This window comes from Pseudomonas sp. BNK-30 (assembly GCF_047456185.1).
In the GTDB taxonomy this organism is placed as follows: domain Bacteria; phylum Pseudomonadota; class Gammaproteobacteria; order Pseudomonadales; family Pseudomonadaceae; genus Aquipseudomonas; species Aquipseudomonas putida_E.
The window spans coordinates 1344985-1362556 of the sequence record NZ_CP179904.1 but is presented as its reverse complement, the minus strand read 5'-3'; the positions used below and the strand labels follow the sequence as shown (position 1 = coordinate 1362556).

Genomic DNA, 17572 nt, shown 5'->3' with positions numbered 1-17572 from the left:
CCTTCAAAGTGGTTTCATTGGTCGAGACGCAAATAGCGTGCGACCATTTGCACCAACGGGATTGACTCCGTCGACGTTCTCGCAAAACATCTGAAGCACGTTTCTATTTCCAGGTAAGAAACCACCGTAGTTCGTACGGTACGGCTGGGTCGTCTGGATGATGTTGGTCATCGAAAATAGAGAATTCGCCAGAACGTAATCGTCGTAGCTGCCGGTCCAAGCCATTTGATAGCTTGCGTCGTAATAGTTGCTGCCAGTGATAGGAGTTCCCGCGACTACAAAAGAGTTGTTTGCGGGCTGACTATTCAGAAGTGAAAGGTTCGCGGTAGTGATAAATAGCAAGTTTCCGGCTGCATCTTTGACAGAGGCCCCATACTTTCCAGGGCTGCTGGTAAATGAACGATATGACGCACAGAACCACTTGATCGTCTGCGGGCTCTTGGCGATATCTCCATGACCGGCGTAGCTGTAAGACCTGACTGTAAATCCGGTCCAGTTACCCGGAGCTCCAGTTATCCTGAACTTACCAACCATCATGTAATTGGCCGCATTGAAAAACACCAAGGGCCGCTCATAGGTGGTTATTGCGGACGGGAATGAAACTGTCATTGACTGGATCAGGCCTGCTTGTGTGCCGCCGAAAGAAAAGCTTCCGCTTGATGTAACGGAAAGCACCTTGTTGACGGCATCAATCTGGGTGGAATTGCTACCATTTCTAGCACGAATCCCATAGCTTCCGGACGCCTCGAACGGTTCGCCGCCCTTGGAGAGGACCATTACTTGCCACGTCTTGGTCTGAGGCTGCCGAAGTGTAAGAGAGCCAGTTCCCCAGAATGCCGGAGGCGACCAAGTTAGCTCGCCGGCATTCTCCAGCGTGTCGACCACAACAAACGACTCAGCCTTGATTTCAGGAATGGCGACTGTCTGCTCAAATGCATTATTCCCAGTGACCTGCATCATCTTGATCGAGCGAATGGGTGTGATGGTTGTATCGAGGGTAATGGACCCGGCTGCATCTTTAGTCCTTAGCCCGTAGACGTCAGCCATCAGGTCATCCTCCCCAGAGCGGCACGTTCGATGCTGTTGGCGTCGTAGGCGTAGACCCCGCCGTTGTTGATCAACAGACTTCCACTGGAATCCTGGCCGCGTAGGGTGAAGGTGCCATTGACCATGTCCAGCTCGATCAATGGACGCCCCTGTGAATCTACGGCCTGCGAGCGCAGAGTCATCCCGAGGATGATCTGCTGAATGAATGCCTGATTGATAAAGGCTTGGTTGATGAAGACTTGGCCGCTCTGCACCACAAATGGCGACGAGAGAGTTCCGTTCACCCCGTTGACCACAGCGAACCTGTCAGCGCTTACCAGGAACTGACTCTGCAGCCCAGCCGGACCGTTCTCGATGCCCAGGCCAATGCCAGCCGCCACGTACTGCCCCTGGGCGTTGACCTGCATCTTGACCGACCACATTGTGCTGGCCTTCCCGTCCAGCGCCGATACGGCCTGGCTGGTGGTCTGCACTGCAGCATTCGTCTGCCCAAGCGAGGTGTTCAGCTGGTCGATCTTGGTTGCCGTGGCCGTTTCGTTCGTGGCCACTACCCTCTGCAGCTCAGTGATGTTCGCCTCGCTATCGCTCACTTTGGCGTCGAGCGTGGTGACACGCTCGGCCATGGCCAGATTTTCGCTGGCCCGCACACGCTCTTCGGTTGCGATCGCCGCTGTGCTGTCCCACCCCTTCAATGCATCGGCCAGCTCACCCTCGCCATCATCGTCGCGGTAAGCCGCGCGCAGCGCCTCGAAGGCTGTGGCCTGGGCAGTCACCTTGCCATCGATGGTGCTGATGTTCGTAGTGTTGGCGGCCACCTGCTGGGCCATCCCGTTAGCCGTGACAAGCGACTGCCCCACATCGATCCAATAGGTGGTGTTCGGCGGAGTGTTCGCGCCAGACGAGTTCGCCGGCACGGCTTGCTTGGCCTGGTAGATCTTTCCGTCCACGACGACCATCTGGTCCTTGGCATAGGCCGTGTCCTTGTCATAAGCCGCCAGCGCGCCCAAGGCGTCGATCTTGTCCTCGAGTCCTGGAATCTTCTCTAGATCCGACAAGATGTCCTGCCCCAGCTCGGTCTTTCCAATCTGGCCGGCTAAGGCCGCGAGCATGGCTGTAACGTCGCTCGACGTGGACGCCGCGATCTTCAGGAAGCCGCTGACACCGTATGCGTTACGCGAACGGATGAAGTAGTAGTAGTTGGTAAAGAAGGCCAGTCCCGTGTGCGTCAGGCTTAACCCCTGCCCCAAGTACAGCGCTTGCCCGGCCGGCGTCTGCGGGTCTTCACTGAAGAAGTACTCGTAGGTGCCGCCATTCAGGCTGTGCAACGGGTTGCTCGGGAAAAGCGTGATGGTGTCGATGGTGGACTGTACCGTGCACGCCTCGGGTATGGGCGGCCCATCAATATTGACCGTGATACTCGCCTCGCCGGAGCGCGCCAGCGGGCCCAGGGCGGCCACACTCATCGTGTAGTTGCCAGACGGAAGGCCCGAGAGTGGCAGCTGCAGCGTCGTTGCCGGCACTTGCTGGGCCTGCACGGCTGTGTTGCCCTGGCGAACGGTGACCGCGTAGCCGGTGACAACGCCCAATGGTGCTGCCCACGACAGGATGCCCTGCACGACCTCGGCGCTGCCATCAGCGATCCAAACCAGATTGCTCGGGCTGCCCAAGCCGCCGGCGGGAAGGCTGATGAACCCGATTGGGTTGTATGGCTGGCCCACGGCATCATCGAAGATCGCCGGCTCATACTGGGAAACGGTCACGGTGCAGCCGTCATCGGCCGCCATGTTCCAATCGGTGACGATGAATTCCCCGATGATGTTCAGGGATGGCAGATTGACCCGCACGACCCGACCAGGCCGGCAGTTGTAGCCGGCAAAGTTCATCGGCAGCTGCAGGGATCCGCCAGCACGAGCGCGGCGCAACTTGATGTTGGCTAGGCGCTGGGCCTGGTAGGCATCGGTCACGTAGCCTAACGACATGGATTCAGCGGCCTCGCCACCATCCTCGTCGATCCACTGCTGAATGCGGACCTCTGGGAAGTCAGTCTCGGCCCATGTCTGGGATGGGTCAATGAACGTGCCGGTAACGATGTTGATCGCCGTGTCGTTGTTGACTTCAGTGGTCCCCGACACGGTACCGACGATCATGTCCTCGGTGATCTCGAAATCGTAGGGACCGTAATACGCCCCGGCCTGCATCATCCACTTGCCGCCCACTCGAATCAGCTGGCCCGCGCAGGACTCTTCAAGCTTCTGGATTACCTGGGTGCGCTGCTCATCGGCGCCGATAACGCAGCCAGTGCGGTACCGAATACCGGCGGTGTCATCAGCATTGGTGACGGCCTCATCGCACACGTTCGCCGCACTGGCGAAGCTCTCGAAGACGATTTCCTCGTCAGGCACTTTGCAGCGAGCGCGCAGGAACCAGAGCATGTGCAGTGCAGTATTCTGGCTATACCCAGTCATCCCGGTGCGAGGGTCATAAAGATCCGTCCGCCCGCGCACGATGAACCGCACGTCAGGAATGCCGGACGGGAATTTCTCGGCGTTGTGCTTGAGGGACAGCCGGACGAAGGACAGCCCGCGACCAATCTGCGTGTCGCGCCAGTCCCGGCAGTTTGCATTGAGGAAGGCATTCACCTGGGTGGGGTCGGTCACCAGTTCATAGGACGCATACTCGCCAAAGGTGGCGATCTCCTCCTCGCCCAGGTAAATGGCGTCCAAGCCGGCAATGGCCCCTTCGCTGAGCACATACACCAGGTGCACCCATTCACCATTGCTCTGGGTGCCGGTCTGCTCCTGGGCCCAAACTAGAACGCCGCCCGTACTGACCTGGCCAAGGATGAAGCGGGCAGGCGCCTTGGATGATCGAACGGTTTGCGCCGATGGCTCGCTGCTGGTGCTGCCGGTCTTCAGGGCGGCATCCTGCTGCGACCCGACGAACAGGCCTACGGCGCCGCCGATGAGGGCGAAGCCGATGCCCCCAGTAACGAAGCCCAGGGCTGCGCCGGCGGCGACCAGTGCGACTTTCCTGACTGCCTTGCTCATTCAACCCTCCACACCACAAGAGGCTCGCAGGCGATACGCCCTACCCCGTCCTCCGTCACCGACCAAAACTCGCCGGCCCAGAACACCGCTACACCGCGCCCATTTGCACCGTCGTACAGCGCCACATCGCCGCGCTGGATGAACGCCGGGTTGATGCGCTGAAAACAGGCATCCCAGGCGCCTTCAAGCGAGCCATGATTCTTCTTGAGCAAGCGCTTCGCGCCGGTTTCGGTCGTGTACCGCCCCCGGTACTGCTCAGCAGGGTCAATCCCGCAAACAGCCGACGCGCAGTCAGCCGCGAACAGGCAGCAGTCAAATTCGCCCCATGAAAAAGGCCGCTCGGTGGCGGCCTTGATTGTGCTGGCGAGTTGCGTGGTCCAGTCTCGATTGCGCATGGTCTACTCGTAGCTGAAGGAAGGTGCGTCTTTGCTGGCCCCCCAGTAGATGGGCCAGTCGGCCATCTGGGCGACTGCGAAGAAGAAGCGGTCGTCCTGATACCGGGCTCGATGGTTCTCGTCCGTCCAGCGCTCGGTGGCGATCCTGCTCCATTCGGCCATGCGGTCGATGATCGGGACGCGTATGGCGTTTCCGTCGCTGCCGTTGCCGCTGTAGGCGAACTGGGCGGCGTCCATGCGACCGCTGAAGAGGATGTCTGCCGCGTACTCGCCCGCCTGGTTGATCACCACGAACAGCAGCTTGGCGTTGCGCCCGCGGCATCCCTTCAGGCTGGTCTCGCTGATGATCGTGGCGTCGAGGCCGTTGAGCGTCAGTTCAACGCTCATGGGGGAGCCCGAACTACTGCTCTCCTGTGCCTGGCCGACTTCGCCGAACGTTCCGACGCCCTGATAGGTGATGCCGTCCAGCACAAGGTCGCCGGTACCGGTATGGGCAAAGACCATTCCATCGGGGAAATCCAGCTGGCAGGCATAAACCGCCATGAAGCGGCCCTGCGCGATGATGTCGACAACGCTTTGGCTGAAAGGGAATGCACCGGCCATCAGAAAGCCTCCCTGAACTCGAGCGCACCGTTGGCCACCAGGGGCCGCACGGTCAGCGCGTGGGTGTCGCTGGTCCTGCGCATCTCTGCATACGGCGCCTTGTACTCAACCACGGCGCCGGCGGCGATATTGTTGCGGATCGGCTTGTTCACATTAACCACCACCTCGCCGGCGGCATTCGAAGTGGCGTTGTCGACGACCTCGAACATGACGCCGCCGATGGTGATGTAGTCGCCCATCGAGAACACCTTCTTGCTCGGCGTGACGCCGCCAAGGCGCATCGATGAGGCCTGGGCCACCGCAGTGACCACCACAGGCGCACCAATCGAATCGGTACGCTTGCGCGTGAACGCCGGCAGGTTGAACGTGTTGAACATACCCTGCAGGCGTCCAATGAACGCCGTCAGGATCCGCTCCTCCTCTCGCGACAAAGCGGAGAAAGTCAGCTGGCACTGCCAGTAAGCCCCTGGATAACCCACGATCTGCTGGGCATTCGACAAGGTCGAAGTGAACGCCCGGTTGTTGTAGACGACGCCCCAGGTCATTTCACTCGGGCACAGGCCTTCCGGCCATGCGATTGCCATGTAGGTTCTCCTAGTGGTCGATCCGTGCTGCGCTTCTGCTACCGCGATGGCCCACGGTTACGGGAGTCTTTCAGCACCATCTGATAGCCCAGCATCGCTCCCTTCTTCGCGGCCTCTTGAATGCGCGCCAGCATGTCCTTGTCGATACATGCCTTCGAGTTTTCTTCCCGTTTGGCCATTTGCGTGTCTCCTCTATTGGGTGGTCAGCCCTTCCGCAATTGCTGCCGTGCCGGGCCGTTACTGCGGAAGTCCTTCAGCACCATCTGATAGCCGAGCTGGGCGCCTTGCTTCGCGGCCTCTTGAATCCGCGCCAGAGTGGCATCGTCGGCAGAACCCTGGACGATGATTTGCTGCTGAATGGGAGGCAGAGAGCCGATACCGCCCTGGCCACTGCCGTTTGCCTGGATATCACTCAAGGTGCGGTCCAGCTTCGCGCTCGTCCCGGCCGTAGTTACCCGTTCGCCCTTCTGCAGCAGCCAGGTGCCCTCGCGGGGAACGCTGTCGATGCCGTCGTGCGCCATACCGACCAATGCCAAGCTGCTGGCAAGGCCGGTGGTGCTGGTAATGGCTGCGGAAGCAGGGGCGGCGTTGGCACCGAAGGACGCCAGGGAGGCCATTGCCGCAGCGGGAGCGTAAGCCGCAGCCATCGCGGTACCCGTTGCAGCCGCCAGCGCGGCAGAGGCTGCAGCGGAAGAGTTGCCAATCGCTGCGTTCACTGCCATCTGCAGCCCCACCTTCACCAGCATGTGCAGCAGATCATCGGCAATGCCTTCTGCGAAATCGCTGAAGTTGAACTCGCCCGTCTTGACGAACCCAACCAGTTCATCCTCCAGGCTGCCCAGGGCATTGCTGGTCACGTCGTACATCTGCGACGACAGGTCCCGAGCATGGTCCGCGTAGTCCTGCCAAGCGTCCTTGGCACCGTCCAGCCAGTTGGTTTGCAGCTCATCCTGCCGGTTGTAATAGTCGACCTGCATCGACAGCCGCTCTTCCAGTGAGGACTGGAGCAGCTCTGCCTCTCGTTTGAACAGGCTGTCGCTGATGTCGCCAGCATTTCGTTGAGCCTGGAGGTCGGCAAACTTCTGGTCGAACTCCTGGCGAATTTCCAGGATGCCTTGCAGGCGCTCACGGGTTTGGCTGCCCATGCCCGCGCCGACGAACTCCATGTTCAGGCCGGACTGAGCGGTAGCGTTTGCCGCAGACAGAGTCGCAGCATAGGAGGCAGCCTTGGCATTGTCCTCGTTGGCGAGTTTCAACTGCTTGAGCTTGTCCAGTTCTTCGGCCAAGCCTTTCAGTTTCGCCTGCTGCAGGGAGGTGATGCCCTTCAGCTTGCCTTCCTCAACCTCAAACTGGAGCTTGGCCACTTCAGTGGCGCTTTTGCGCTTGTCCACCTCGGTATTGATGAGGGCGATCTGGCGACGGTAACCCTCCTCGCTGGTATCAAACTGGGATTGGAGTTTCTTGACGGCGTTCTCAGCAGCCTTTGCTGCCGCCTGGGCGTCCGGGGATGGCGCTGTGAACGTCCCTTTTGCGCCGGCCTCATTGACCTTACTCAGTGCATCGGCAATTTCCCGGATCTTTCCACTGGCCTGACCAGAAGAGCCAGCCTCGTCGATTCTCTGCCACAGCCTGTTGTAACGCTTATCAAGCTCATCAAGCTCGTTGCCGACTTCATTTGTTAGAGTCGCCGAGTTCTCGCGGATTTTGTTGAAAGCGTCTATAGGTCTTGCAAAATCAACCCCGTCTAGTGCGCCTCCAGCTATGTCAACCAGACCAGAAAGAGAACGAGCTGTCAGCTCGAAAACATAGGCGACTATGAGGCCGGCCTTAGCAGTGACATCCAATACAGCTTTCAGGCCCGCTGAAAGAGACGACACTGCGTCGGTGTCTTGGCTTAGATCAAACAGCACCTGTGAGTAGTCGCTCAGGGTTGGCATGAGAGAAGCAGCCAACTGGTTTTTGATGCCGTCCATTGACTGCTGCGCTAACCATCCAGCCGCAGCGAGCTCTTGCGTAGCGCGGATGGTGCTCTCATCCATAATGGCGCCAGCCTTTTCGGCCGCTTCGCCCAGCACGGTGAAACCCGCACCATTATCTCGCAGGAGTGGCAGCAGCAGGGTCGCGTCATTGGCGAGCGACTCCATCTGCTGGGTCATTTCTGCCTGACTGAGCCCAGCTTTTTGCAGGCTGCTTGCGAATAGCTGCAATGCCTGTGGGCCAGATAAGTTCCGAAACTGCTCAGCAGTGATGCCGACCTTCGGCGCAATGGTTTTGAAGAAGTCTTGCAGCTCGCCGCCTCCATTGAGGAGGAAGTCGCCTACTTTGTCATTGACGTCTTTGAAGATGTCCGCAAGTTTGTCGTTCTCAACGCCAAGCGTTTGAGCGCCAGCGGCATAGCGCTGAAACTCTGTAGTGCTCGCTCCCGCTACAGAAGAGAGACGACTTATCTCGGTAGCCGTCCGTACTGTCGACACGGTGAATGCCGCGAGTGCAGTCACCCCCGTCGCTACCGCTGCACCGATCGCAACCCCCGCAGCCTTGGCGCCCTTCTCCACCTCTTTGCGCCATTTCTGCGAGCTTCGCTCGGCCTTTTCCATGCCGGCAACAAAGCCTCCGACCTGTGCGATGACATCCAGGGTCAGTGTTCCAAGCGACCTAGAAGCCATAGGTATCTCCATAAAAAAACCCGCCGAAGCGGGTTTCATTCAATTTGGGTACTGGGCCCTCAACTTCGCCAATCTGGCCTCATCGCGCTCAGTGAATTTGCTGCCGCCAAAGAGCGGCTTGCCGTCAGCACCGTCAAGCTGTTCAACCTCAACAGTAAAGATGGCGTCTTTAGGAGGCTCGACATTACCCCACTCGCTGAACTCATTGGGAGCCAAAGACCAATTTTGGACCTCTCCAGGCTCAAGCCCACCGGATATCTCGTAGTTGAATTCTTTGACCAGCCAAGGAACCGATCGGCCAGGCGTCGCAATCGTGCCCTTGAAGTAAGCCCTTGCCACCGCTTTGTCAGTGCCATTCGATACCGTCATCTCGATGATGGGCTTTGCGCGGAAGCTGTACTTTTGACTCTCTTTGTAAAAGCGCGACTTCTGCACATCAAATTTCTTGAGGCTGGCCTTCGCCGCTTCAGCTTGAGTTTGCCTAGAAGCTAGCTCATCGATCTCCGCCAATGCCTGCTTACGCTCGCGCTCGGCCCGCTCCGCTCGAAGAATATCGGCTTTGGCTGATACTTCCTTCGCAGTCATTCCGTTCAAAGCGGCCTGCATATCTCCAGCGAGATCGTCGGCGCTTTTCTTCCCTTGGAGCACCTTGCCAAAGTCCATGTTCTGAAGCGCTAAGAACATCACATCGGATTTAAACTTCTCACGCTGATCGCTAGGAAGGCTTTCGGCAACCTTAGAAACTGAGGCCTTGAAAGCCTCTTCCGACGTTCCGTCAACCTTCGGTTCTCCGCATCCAGCTAGGAGGCCTGCCACTAGAGCCAGGGCTATGAACCTACGCATTTCACTTCTCCATGAGTAAAACCGCGCAGCATAGCAAAATGCCTCTGATTCACGACCAACTCGACATGGCAAGCTCCAAACTGGCCACCACCTGGTCACCATGCTGCATGAAGCCCTCAGGGGTGTACGGCTCTGGCCGACGCCTGGGGTCGCGCGCCTGGTTGGCCAGAATGGAAGCCACCAGCGCAGCGCTTCGCTCTATGCGCATCCCCACATGGAGCGAGCCGCGACGCCTCTGGTACTTCACCCAGGAATGGAACTCGCGCAAGCTCAGGTTTTCTTGCGCTTCCGCGATGGTGCGGCCGCCGACTCCGGCGAGGACGAGTTCATGCCAGAGCTCGTCGAGGTCGGTGAGCTCGTCGTCTTTCCCAGGTTGTTCACCTCATGGATCGCGGTGAGCAGCGCCACGGTGAGATTGCCGTCCAGCGCGCCGAGGCGCTTGGTGCTTTTCGGGTCCTTCGCCTGCTCTGCCTTATCCAGCGGGCCGTGGGTGATGTCCATTGCCGTGAAGACGGGCTGCCCTTCCTCGTTGCAGATCGCCGCGGCGATGCGGCCAGCGATACTGTCCTGGTGGCCGGCGGCTGCCAAAACATCGCTGACTGCCGTCTGGTAGCCCAGCGGACGTACAAACACGGTGGCTGTCAGCTGCTCCGCACCTTGGCGCCAGGAGATTTCTTTCTCGACAGGGCGGCCCGTGAAAGAGCCGACTTGCTGAAGCGTGTCGATGGTGAGCTTCATGAGGGCCTCAGGCTACCTTCTTGATCCAGGCGGAGCCGCCCGAACGCTGGATGGAAACCGCAGTGCTGACCACGGCGTTGGCGGCGAAGTCGAACGGGAAGTCTGCAACGTAGCCCTCGTAGACGAACCAAGTGCGGCTTTCGGGCAGCTCGAAGTCATCCCCTTCGGTGTTGAGGGTCGGCGCCGCGGTGCCATCCGACCAACCCACTGCCCATTTGACCGTGGTGTCACCATCGGCCTCGGACATCTGATGCAGGCGAATGTGGCTGGCGTTGTTGGGATCGGCGTTGATGGTCAGAGACGCTTGGCCAGGGGTTCGCAATCCAGGCTTGTAGGTGCGCTCCTTCGAGCTGAGGCACGTGTCCTCGATCTGCTCCTTTGGAGAACCGCCAGGGTTGAAGGCGGTGGCGCATTCCACCTCCATCACGCTAAGCGGGCCTGTGCCAGTGGCAGGTGGCACCAGGGCGTAGACCTGGGTGCCTTGGGTCAAAATCGACATGGTGGTCTCCTGTCGGGCAATAAAAAACCCGCACAAGGCGGGCCGTAGGGCATGGATTGAGCTATCGCTGGACTATCCAGTCCACGTCGAAGCTGATGTGGTAATTCTTTGTGGTCGGGTCACGGCCCTCGCCGCCCCACCGCGTGATATAAGCCTGCAACTCGATGGCGTCACGCATGGCATCGCGGACCTGGCGCACAGAGGTGCCAGTGGTTCCGTAAACGTCGATCTGCAGCGTCACACCGTCAGCATCTGGCCGGCCGGTCAGGTAGTTCTCTGGCTCGCCATTGACCAATTGCCACACCGCGTATGGCTTGGTTACGCCCTCGGGCGCCTCGCCAAACGAGTAGAGCCGAAGATCTGCGCCGGTGCCGAGCAGCGCCGTAACGGCCGCCGCCTGGGAGCACAGCTGATAAATTGGTGGTGTCATGAGGACGCAGCCTTCTTCGCAGCGCGCCGGATGGCGCGGTCTATCGACTTCTCGTATTCGGTGACAAAGGTATTGGTCACCACACTGATACTGTTGGCCAAGGCCGGGCGCATGAACGGCACGGCGGCCATGTTCTCGGTACCGAACTCGATCAGGCGCCAGTGCGGCGTGGGAGAGTTCGGGCTGAGGTCTCCGCCATCCTTGAGCACGGCGCCATGCAGCACACCGATCCGGAACCCCAGATTGCCGGTCTGCTTGAACAGCCTACCGTTCCAGCGCAGGGCTATGTTCTCAGCGATGGAGCGCCCTGTTTCCTTGTCGTCGATCCGCTCTGCGCCCTCCTTGGCCTTCTGCACCACAACCTGAGCGGCCTTGCGCAGCGCTGCCCGGCCACCCTTGCGCCGAACGTCATAGCTGACCGACTCCAGCTTCCCCAGCAGGGTATCCAAGCCGGTGATGCTGAACTCGACGCCGTCAGCCATCCTTCACCCCCTTCGAGACCAGGATGGTCAGGTAGTCCAGGCCGGAGTCGGCATCGGGCAGCGGCGGGCCCTCGATGCTATAGATCTCGCCGCGGTGGACGATGCGCATCGTGGGCAGCACGCCTGGCCGGTACCGGATAACGATCCGGGCTGAGGCTTCGGACTGTGCGGCCTGGGCCGCGATCAGGTCATTGGCGGATAGCGGCTCAACCGAAGCCCACGTATTGGCGAACGGCTGCCATGCCTGTTCACCGAATTCGCCTGTTACCGGATCGCGAACTGCAACCTCATGCTCGATGACGATTGGGTGCCGAAGATCGCCTGCCTTCATGGGACTACCTCATCTGGCGGGCCATGCCAGTTGCGTGACGACCACAGTAGCGACTCAACGGCCAAGGGCAGCTCAGTCGCAATGGTCCCCGTCACGATCGCCTCGCGGTTTGCGTAGGAATGACCAATGAGCAACAGCAGTGCAGCTTTGAAGCTGGCCGGAAAGTCAGCGACCTCAACCAGCTTCGGGTTGTCGCAGAACCACAGCGCCCAGGCCAAGGCCGACTCCGCGTACAGCTCAATCAGCGGATCTTCAGCAGCATGATCGACACGGAGATGCATCTTGATCGTGTCGATCGGCAGCAGCTCCAGTGCCGTCACGGTCATTTTTTCTTGCTCGACTTCAGTTCAGGGATAGGCTCTGGCTCGGGAAGATGCTCGGAATCGATCACCTCCTCAGCAAGGCCCAGACCGACCAACGCCTCGGCATATTCATCCAGCACGGATCGCGTCTCATGCTGATCGAAGTTGCCGGCGTGGTAGTGGGAGAACTGACGCAGGGCACGGATCTTCTTCATGGTGCACACGGGGCAGTTGCCTGCCCCGGCCTCGGACTCAGTTATGCGGCAGGTGCAAAGGCACCCTTGATGATCGCAGTCGGGCGGTAGTGCGCCAGCGCCAGGCGCTCTTCACAGAGGATGGTCAGCATGTTCTTCACGAAGTTGTCGCGGTCTTCGCGGCTGATCTCCACGGTCGCATCCATGCGGTCCCAGACTTGGGACGCCAGGTCGAAGCCGCCAACGGTGAAGGTGCCCAAGGCCTGCGCTTTGGTGGCTACGACCGGAAGGCCCCACATCACTTTCGCCGCAAACGCTGCGGGCCCGCCGAAGATGTAGCGGCCATCCGCATCCTTCAGCAGAGCGATGGCGTGCCAGTCGCGCGGGTTCAGGATGATGCCCGACGCCTCGAACTCCGACTCGCTCGTCTGGAAAATGGCATGCGCGATCAGGTCTGCACGGGTGTCGCCAGCCACGCTCAGGCTCGCGTCATACGCGGTGGCCACCTGGTTCAGTCCGATGAGGTTGTCGCCGGTGCCGTCGCCGTTGAGCAACTGGCCTTCTTCGACCAGTGCCAAGCCAAACAGCAGGCGGTTGTTCACGTACGACTCGAGCATCGGCGCATCATCCATCACCTGCCGCGACGCCTGGATCCAGTGAGCGATGGTTTTGACGGTCGCCGTTTCCTTGGTGAAGGTCAGGTTCGACTCGGGCTTGAGATTGCCCTCGGCGACCGGCGCGGCGCTGTTGGTGAAGATATTCTCGCGGACGTATTCCAGCGAGTTGGAGCTGATGCGACCCTGCGCCAGCAGGTCGCGGATAGTCAGGCGGCGCAGGCCTGGCATCAGGATCCCCGGGTTCGCCTGTGGCTGGATCAGCGCGCCAGCCGAAGCGGCGCCGCTGCCGAGCTGCTTGTCGAAGCTCTTCACGTCAACCTTGCCCGAGGATTTGCCATCCCAGGACTTCTTCAGGTCTTCAGCGGTTTGCGCGGCGAAGCTCTTCGTCTTGGTCGGATCGTCCGGGTTAGCGCCAGCCAGCTTCTGCTCCAGGTCGAACAGTCGGGTGCCAGCGGTTTTCAGTTCGTCCTGAACGGTGGTCAGCTCGCTCTGCAGTTTCTTGCTGATTTCACCGGTATCGGTGATTTCCTTTTTCTGCGCGTCGAACAGCTCGGTCATGCGATTCTGAGCGGTCTCGATCGCTTTTTGAATTTGGGCCAAGTCCATTATTTCGTCTCCAACGAGGGGAAAGTTTTCAGGCGCTCCAGGAGCGCGGCGATTTCAGTGGGGTCGCCGCTTTCGGACTCGCTCCGAACTGCGGACTTGATGCGGGCGATCAACGCCTGCGCTTCGGACTTGGAGAGGCCGGCGGATTCCCTCAGCCAGCTCTCCGCGTCGCGGATGCTTTCGATGGTCTCCATGCTCTTGAGCGTGGAGACGGTGGCCGCTTCGTTGGCCGGGAAGGTGCACACGCTGATTTCGCTCAGGCGCGTCACGTTGCGGAACGAGTAACCGGTGGCGATCGACGTGATGTCGCTCTTCGCCGCACTGAAGCCGACGGACATTCCGCCGACCGTGCCGTGAATCATCGCGGCCTTGAGCGCTTCGGACTGCGGGTTGCCCGGAGTGAGCTCGCCGCGCACATGCAGGCCGGTGCTGTCCTCGGCCAGGTCCAGCCATTTACCCACCGGAATCTCGTTTCGCCGGTGGTTGAAGAACATGGCCACGGCGCGGCTCTGGGTCTTCAGCGCCTGGGCAAAGGCACCTGGCTCGATGATGTCGCCATCGCTGTCGACCACGCCGAACACACTGGCATAGCCTTCGAACACGCCCTGGGCGCCACCGCTTGCGAACTTGATCGCGGCCTGGTCGAAAGCCAGGGTTTTACAAATGCTGGGCATCTACAGCCTCCAGAAAAACTAAACCCCGCTGGATGCGGGGTTCGTTTGGCCAAGTTGAGTGAGCGGCACGTTCTGCGACTGCCGAGTTGCGACATCACCGCCGGGGAGTGGCGGCCTATTGTCGAGGCGCCGGCCTTCGTTGACGGTCAAGAGGCCGGCGTCTACGTTTGTTTTCAGGTAGTTGGCCCGGGCGGTGGAATCGCCGCGCAATAGGCCTTCCAGGTTGTGCTCCGCATGGAGTCGACCGACTTCGCCTGGCTTCAGTAGCCAGCGCTCGATAGCGTATTCCCAGCGGTTGAGGTATGGCGACAGTGTGTACTGCAAGAAACCGAGGTTTTGTTGCTCGATGCCTGTTCCCCAGCTGGTGGACTTCTCCACGTCGCCAACCAAGTGCGGCGGTACCCCGAAGAATCGCGCCAGCTCGCTAACCTGAAACTTGCGGGCCGCCATGGTTTCCGCGTCTTGGGGGCTAACGCCGATGGCCTGGGTGGTGAATCCACCCTCCAGGATCCACAGTCGCTTCTTGACGGGTCCGCCGGAGATCTCCTTGAAGTTCTCCTCGACCTGGTTCCGCTGGTCCTTATTGAGCACCTTTCCTTCGCCGGTCATCAGCAACTGAGGCGACTTGGCGCCGTTGGCATAGAAGTCACGCTGCTGGTCTTCCATTGCCACTGCGACCCCGGCCGTCTTCGCCGCGAACGCGATTGGCGACAGGCCGACCAGGCCGTTGAAGCCGAAGCCTTTGAGATGGAAGATTTCTGCCGGCTTGAAGTCTGCGTATTCGCTGTCTCGCCGATATCGGTACACCACGCGCTTGCCTTCAAGCCGCACATCCATGTTCACGGACATCAGCGGCATCATGCTGATGACGTCACCAGCGCTGTTGCGCTCGATCAGGGCATAGGCATTGCCGTAATAGCAGAGCTGCATGGTCATCGCTTCGCGGAACTCGACGGCCGTCATGTACTGATTCGGGCTATAGCGCAGCAGGCGGGCCAGCGGATTGGTGATGCCGACCTTCATCCGGTCGTCACCCTTGGTCTCGAAGACATCCAGCGGCAAGCCGGCGGTGACGGTGGAGATCAGGCGAACGCAGGCGAACACTGTAGAGATTTGCAGCGATCGCTCGTCGCTCACGACCGAGTCACCCACCACTCCAGAGGCGGACACCGGGCCGTTCTGCGAACCCTTCTCAGGCGTTACCAGGCGGCCGCCGACAAAGAAGCTGGCCATACGTGCCCAGAAGGGACTGCGCGTGCGCAGGTCAATGCTGTAGTCGGTGTCTGCCATTACATGCTCATCGGTCTAGAGAGGAAGTCATCGACAGAGCCCTGTACATCCGCGTTAGCTAGGATCCGGCCTATCGTCATGATCAGCGCCACGGCGCCGTCGATCTTGTTGTCGTCGCCCTGCTTGATCGGACGAACAACGTCATCGTTGCCTGGCAGGCACTTGCCAATGACGTTGCCGATACACCAGGTCATGATCGGGTTACCGTCGTGATGGAACCGTCCGGCCGTGATGGCCGCTTCCAGCTCCTTCATGGCGTCCGACATGTTGGTGTAGTTCTGCGTGATGGTGATCGGGTTGAAGCCCTCGTCGTCGAGGTCATGGCTCAGGCCTGTCGCACCATGAGGATCAATCGGCGACTCGCGCAGCGGCGCTTGGTGATTGGCCTCCTTGGTGTCCTCGAGGATCTCGCGGTAATCGATCTCGGCGCCATCGGTGACCTCCAAGTGCTTGGAGTTGACCCAGGCCTGAAACCGCTCCGACATGCGCTTGTTGTCACTGTTGAATGCCGTGTCGTAGGGCACCCAGAATTTCGGGGCGACGCTGTAGTAGTGCGTCTTGCCGTCGATGACCCGCCAGAACAGCCGGGCCCGCGAGTTCATGTCCAGCTTGCGGGCCAGGTCGAAACCAGCGATCCACTCCTGCCCTTCGAATTGCTCCAGGGTCAGGGTCGTGTCTTCGCACGCCTTCCAGTCTTCCATGTTGAAGAAGCCGGACTTGGCGCTCACCCATAGGTTCAGGTGCTTGGTCTTGAATGTGTTGGTGAAGCGAGCGGAGCGGATCGCCCTCGCCTGCTGGCTTTCCAGGTATTCCTGGAACACCGACACCCCGTGGTTGGGGTTGGCCTTGGCCAGCATCTTCGGGTCAGTCCAGTCGTCACCCTCATCGAGTGTCCAGATGTAGCCGAATAACTCGTCGTCAGGGACCGTGCCCTCGAGCATCTCGATCACCTGGCGGCGCTTGTCGTAGCAGGGGCCCTCGATATCGGCGCCGGCGGTGGTGATGATGAACATCAACGGCTGCCGACGAGCGCCCATGCCGGTGAGCATGGTGTCGTACTGCGCCGAGGTACGGTGCTCATGGTATTCGTCGACGATGGCACAGCTGGGCGAGGCGCCGTCGCCGGGGTCTCCGATCAGCGGCTCGAAGCGGCTGAAGTCGGACGGGATGTTCATGTTCGAGGCGTTGACCTCGATGCCCGCTGCCTGGATCAGCATGGGCGACTTGCTCACCATGAGCTTGGCCGGCCGGAATACCTCCCACGCCTGCTTCTCGGTCGTTGCGCCAGAATAGACCTCGGCGCCGAATTCGCCGTCGGCAACAAACATGCTGATGCCCACACCGGCCGCGATCACGGACTTCCCGTTCTTGCGCGGGACCTCCCAGTAGCTTTCGCGGAACCGGCGGTGCCCGCCCTTCTTCCTGAGCCAGCCGAAGGTGACCGCCATACCGAACAGCTGCCACGGCTCCAGGCTGATGAGCTGACGCTTGAAAGCCCACTCGCCCTTTGTGTGCGGCAGCAGCTGGATCAGCTTCAGCTTCTTCTCGGCCTTGGCCGGATCGAACTTGAAACGGAAGCCTCGCTTGCGGCTCGCAGCCAGGTCATCGAAGTGCCGCTGGATCGCCTGGTGGATGTACCGACAGGCCGGTACCTTCCCGCGCAGCACGGACCGCCCCCACGCCATCGCCTTGTCGACGTTGGGGTGCAGGGCCTTGGTCATCTATGAGCTCAGTAAGTTGGCGAATTCGTTGGTGACTTTGTCCTTGTTTCCGCCGATCAGCCGGGTCCGGCTGGATGGGTCAAGGCCCAGTAACGATCCGAAGGTAACCATCTGCCGCATCGTCTCGTTGGCTGCGGTCAGTGCGGGGTTCTTCACTGGCCCTCCGGTTGCGCCGGCAACAACAATGCCGTGTTCCCTGATCGACTCTTGAGCCATCCGCCAGTTGTCATAGGCGGTACAGAAGGCCTCGACGTTGTGCAGGTCCGTGAGGGCCACGACGTTCTCGCGCAGCAGCTCGGGAAGAATCATTTTCCACATGACGGCAGCGCGCTCGCTCAACCATTCGGGCGGTTCAACGTCGGTGATCTTGGAGAACTCAGGCTCAGCAGTATTGAGCGCTCGCTTGCCTGGGTTGCCGGCGAGCTGTTTCTTGGCCGTCGGCTTGGGTTTGCGACCACGGCCGGCGACCGTGGCGGTGCCTCCCATCGCGCAACTCCTGAATT

Annotated in this window: 21 protein-coding genes; all 21 read right to left on the bottom strand. The window is 60.2% G+C overall.

The window, feature by feature from the left end:
- Nucleotides 1-3: 3 nt before the first annotated feature.
- On the bottom strand, nucleotides 4-1047 hold the full coding sequence (locus tag ACMGGN_RS06380; protein WP_414156575.1) for a hypothetical protein: 1044 nt from the start codon (nucleotides 1045-1047) through the stop codon (nucleotides 4-6).
- Nucleotides 1047-4094, bottom strand: a complete 3048-nt coding sequence (locus ACMGGN_RS06375; protein WP_414156574.1) for a DUF1983 domain-containing protein — start codon at nucleotides 4092-4094, stop codon at nucleotides 1047-1049. Before ACMGGN_RS06375 ends, ACMGGN_RS06380 begins: the two co-directional genes overlap by 1 nt.
- On the bottom strand, nucleotides 4091-4489 hold the full coding sequence (locus ACMGGN_RS06370; RefSeq protein ID WP_414156573.1) for a DUF6950 family protein: 399 nt from the start codon (nucleotides 4487-4489) through the stop codon (nucleotides 4091-4093). Before ACMGGN_RS06370 ends, ACMGGN_RS06375 begins: the two co-directional genes overlap by 4 nt.
- Nucleotides 4490-4492: 3 nt before the next feature.
- Nucleotides 4493-5092 carry a hypothetical protein gene (locus tag ACMGGN_RS06365; RefSeq protein WP_196187969.1) on the bottom strand — a complete coding sequence of 200 codons (600 nt, stop codon included), beginning with the start codon at nucleotides 5090-5092 and terminating at the stop codon, nucleotides 4493-4495.
- Nucleotides 5092-5676 (bottom strand): hypothetical protein, encoded by a 585-nt coding sequence (locus ACMGGN_RS06360; protein WP_414156572.1) that lies wholly within the window; start codon nucleotides 5674-5676, stop codon nucleotides 5092-5094. The genes ACMGGN_RS06365 and ACMGGN_RS06360 overlap by 1 nt, the downstream gene beginning before the upstream one ends.
- A 38-nt stretch (nucleotides 5677-5714) precedes the next feature.
- Nucleotides 5715-5855, bottom strand: coding sequence for a hypothetical protein (locus tag ACMGGN_RS06355; protein WP_414156571.1), 141 nt, complete (start codon nucleotides 5853-5855; stop codon nucleotides 5715-5717).
- A 24-nt stretch (nucleotides 5856-5879) separates the two neighbouring features.
- On the bottom strand, nucleotides 5880-8381 hold the full coding sequence (locus tag ACMGGN_RS06350; protein ID WP_414156570.1) for a phage tail tape measure protein: 2502 nt from the start codon (nucleotides 8379-8381) through the stop codon (nucleotides 5880-5882).
- Nucleotides 8382-9185 carry a DUF6694 family lipoprotein gene (locus ACMGGN_RS06345; RefSeq protein WP_414156569.1) on the bottom strand — a complete coding sequence of 268 codons (804 nt, stop codon included), beginning with the start codon at nucleotides 9183-9185 and terminating at the stop codon, nucleotides 8382-8384. It lies immediately after the preceding gene.
- Nucleotides 9186-9234: 49 nt separating this feature from the next.
- Nucleotides 9235-9453, bottom strand: coding sequence for a hypothetical protein (locus ACMGGN_RS06340; RefSeq protein ID WP_414156568.1), 219 nt, complete (start codon nucleotides 9451-9453; stop codon nucleotides 9235-9237).
- 2 nt (nucleotides 9454-9455) lie between these two features.
- Nucleotides 9456-9923, bottom strand: coding sequence for a phage tail assembly chaperone family protein, TAC (locus tag ACMGGN_RS06335; RefSeq protein ID WP_414156567.1), 468 nt, complete (start codon nucleotides 9921-9923; stop codon nucleotides 9456-9458).
- 7 nt (nucleotides 9924-9930) lie between these two features.
- On the bottom strand, nucleotides 9931-10422 hold the full coding sequence (locus ACMGGN_RS06330) for a phage tail tube protein (protein WP_414156566.1): 492 nt from the start codon (nucleotides 10420-10422) through the stop codon (nucleotides 9931-9933).
- Nucleotides 10423-10483: 61 nt separating this feature from the next.
- Nucleotides 10484-10852 (bottom strand): DUF3168 domain-containing protein, encoded by a 369-nt coding sequence (locus ACMGGN_RS06325; RefSeq protein ID WP_414156565.1) that lies wholly within the window; start codon nucleotides 10850-10852, stop codon nucleotides 10484-10486.
- Nucleotides 10849-11334 carry an HK97-gp10 family putative phage morphogenesis protein gene (locus ACMGGN_RS06320; protein WP_414156564.1) on the bottom strand — a complete coding sequence of 162 codons (486 nt, stop codon included), beginning with the start codon at nucleotides 11332-11334 and terminating at the stop codon, nucleotides 10849-10851. Before ACMGGN_RS06320 ends, ACMGGN_RS06325 begins: the two co-directional genes overlap by 4 nt.
- Nucleotides 11327-11665: a phage head closure protein gene (locus tag ACMGGN_RS06315; protein ID WP_414156563.1), complete on the bottom strand. Its 339-nt coding sequence runs from the start codon at nucleotides 11663-11665 to the stop codon at nucleotides 11327-11329. Before ACMGGN_RS06315 ends, ACMGGN_RS06320 begins: the two co-directional genes overlap by 8 nt.
- Nucleotides 11662-11991 (bottom strand): head-tail connector protein, encoded by a 330-nt coding sequence (locus ACMGGN_RS06310; protein ID WP_414156562.1) that lies wholly within the window; start codon nucleotides 11989-11991, stop codon nucleotides 11662-11664. The genes ACMGGN_RS06315 and ACMGGN_RS06310 overlap by 4 nt, the downstream gene beginning before the upstream one ends.
- Nucleotides 11988-12182 carry a hypothetical protein gene (locus ACMGGN_RS06305; RefSeq protein WP_414156561.1) on the bottom strand — a complete coding sequence of 65 codons (195 nt, stop codon included), beginning with the start codon at nucleotides 12180-12182 and terminating at the stop codon, nucleotides 11988-11990. Before ACMGGN_RS06305 ends, ACMGGN_RS06310 begins: the two co-directional genes overlap by 4 nt.
- A gap of 41 nt (nucleotides 12183-12223) precedes the next feature.
- Nucleotides 12224-13384, bottom strand: a complete 1161-nt coding sequence (locus ACMGGN_RS06300; RefSeq protein ID WP_414156560.1) for a phage major capsid protein — start codon at nucleotides 13382-13384, stop codon at nucleotides 12224-12226.
- On the bottom strand, nucleotides 13384-14058 hold the full coding sequence (locus ACMGGN_RS06295) for an HK97 family phage prohead protease (RefSeq protein ID WP_414156559.1): 675 nt from the start codon (nucleotides 14056-14058) through the stop codon (nucleotides 13384-13386). The genes ACMGGN_RS06300 and ACMGGN_RS06295 overlap by 1 nt, the downstream gene beginning before the upstream one ends.
- Nucleotides 14059-14076: 18 nt before the next feature.
- Complete coding sequence (locus tag ACMGGN_RS06290) at nucleotides 14077-15348, bottom strand: phage portal protein (RefSeq protein ID WP_414156558.1); 1272 nt, start codon at nucleotides 15346-15348, stop codon at nucleotides 14077-14079.
- Nucleotides 15348-17069, bottom strand: coding sequence for a terminase large subunit (locus ACMGGN_RS06285; protein WP_414156557.1), 1722 nt, complete (start codon nucleotides 17067-17069; stop codon nucleotides 15348-15350). The genes ACMGGN_RS06290 and ACMGGN_RS06285 overlap by 1 nt, the downstream gene beginning before the upstream one ends.
- Nucleotides 17070-17555, bottom strand: a complete 486-nt coding sequence (locus ACMGGN_RS06280) for a phage terminase small subunit P27 family (RefSeq protein ID WP_414156556.1) — start codon at nucleotides 17553-17555, stop codon at nucleotides 17070-17072.
- Between the last annotated feature and the right edge of the window lie 17 nt (nucleotides 17556-17572).

Excerpts from the sequence above, each read along its gene's own strand:
- ACMGGN_RS06365 (WP_196187969.1), bottom strand. The coding sequence starts at position 5,092 with ATGGCCGGTGCATTCCCTTTCAGCCAAAGCGTTGTCGACATCATCGCG.
- ACMGGN_RS06300 (WP_414156560.1), bottom strand. The coding sequence starts at position 13,384 with ATGGACTTGGCCCAAATTCAAAAAGCGATCGAGACCGCTCAGAATCGC.
- ACMGGN_RS06330 (WP_414156566.1), bottom strand. The coding sequence starts at position 10,422 with ATGTCGATTTTGACCCAAGGCACCCAGGTCTACGCCCTGGTGCCACCT.
- ACMGGN_RS06280 (WP_414156556.1), bottom strand. The coding sequence starts at position 17,555 with ATGGGAGGCACCGCCACGGTCGCCGGCCGTGGTCGCAAACCCAAGCCG.
- ACMGGN_RS06285 (WP_414156557.1), bottom strand. The coding sequence starts at position 17,069 with ATGACCAAGGCCCTGCACCCCAACGTCGACAAGGCGATGGCGTGGGGG.
- ACMGGN_RS06360 (WP_414156572.1), bottom strand. The coding sequence starts at position 5,676 with ATGGCAATCGCATGGCCGGAAGGCCTGTGCCCGAGTGAAATGACCTGG.
- ACMGGN_RS06290 (WP_414156558.1), bottom strand. The coding sequence starts at position 15,348 with ATGGCAGACACCGACTACAGCATTGACCTGCGCACGCGCAGTCCCTTC.
- ACMGGN_RS06350 (WP_414156570.1), bottom strand. The coding sequence starts at position 8,381 with ATGAAACCCGCTTCGGCGGGTTTTTTTATGGAGATACCTATGGCTTCT.
- ACMGGN_RS06345 (WP_414156569.1), bottom strand. The coding sequence starts at position 9,185 with ATGCGTAGGTTCATAGCCCTGGCTCTAGTGGCAGGCCTCCTAGCTGGA.
- ACMGGN_RS06320 (WP_414156564.1), bottom strand. The coding sequence starts at position 11,334 with ATGGCTGACGGCGTCGAGTTCAGCATCACCGGCTTGGATACCCTGCTG.
- ACMGGN_RS06380 (WP_414156575.1), bottom strand. The coding sequence starts at position 1,047 with ATGGCTGACGTCTACGGGCTAAGGACTAAAGATGCAGCCGGGTCCATT.
- ACMGGN_RS06355 (WP_414156571.1), bottom strand. The coding sequence starts at position 5,855 with ATGGCCAAACGGGAAGAAAACTCGAAGGCATGTATCGACAAGGACATG.
- ACMGGN_RS06305 (WP_414156561.1), bottom strand. The coding sequence starts at position 12,182 with ATGAAGAAGATCCGTGCCCTGCGTCAGTTCTCCCACTACCACGCCGGC.
- ACMGGN_RS06370 (WP_414156573.1), bottom strand. The coding sequence starts at position 4,489 with ATGCGCAATCGAGACTGGACCACGCAACTCGCCAGCACAATCAAGGCC.
- ACMGGN_RS06335 (WP_414156567.1), bottom strand. The coding sequence starts at position 9,923 with ATGAAGCTCACCATCGACACGCTTCAGCAAGTCGGCTCTTTCACGGGC.
- ACMGGN_RS06310 (WP_414156562.1), bottom strand. The coding sequence starts at position 11,991 with ATGACCGTGACGGCACTGGAGCTGCTGCCGATCGACACGATCAAGATG.
- ACMGGN_RS06295 (WP_414156559.1), bottom strand. The coding sequence starts at position 14,058 with ATGCCCAGCATTTGTAAAACCCTGGCTTTCGACCAGGCCGCGATCAAG.
- ACMGGN_RS06375 (WP_414156574.1), bottom strand. The coding sequence starts at position 4,094 with ATGAGCAAGGCAGTCAGGAAAGTCGCACTGGTCGCCGCCGGCGCAGCC.
- ACMGGN_RS06325 (WP_414156565.1), bottom strand. The coding sequence starts at position 10,852 with ATGACACCACCAATTTATCAGCTGTGCTCCCAGGCGGCGGCCGTTACG.
- ACMGGN_RS06315 (WP_414156563.1), bottom strand. The coding sequence starts at position 11,665 with ATGAAGGCAGGCGATCTTCGGCACCCAATCGTCATCGAGCATGAGGTT.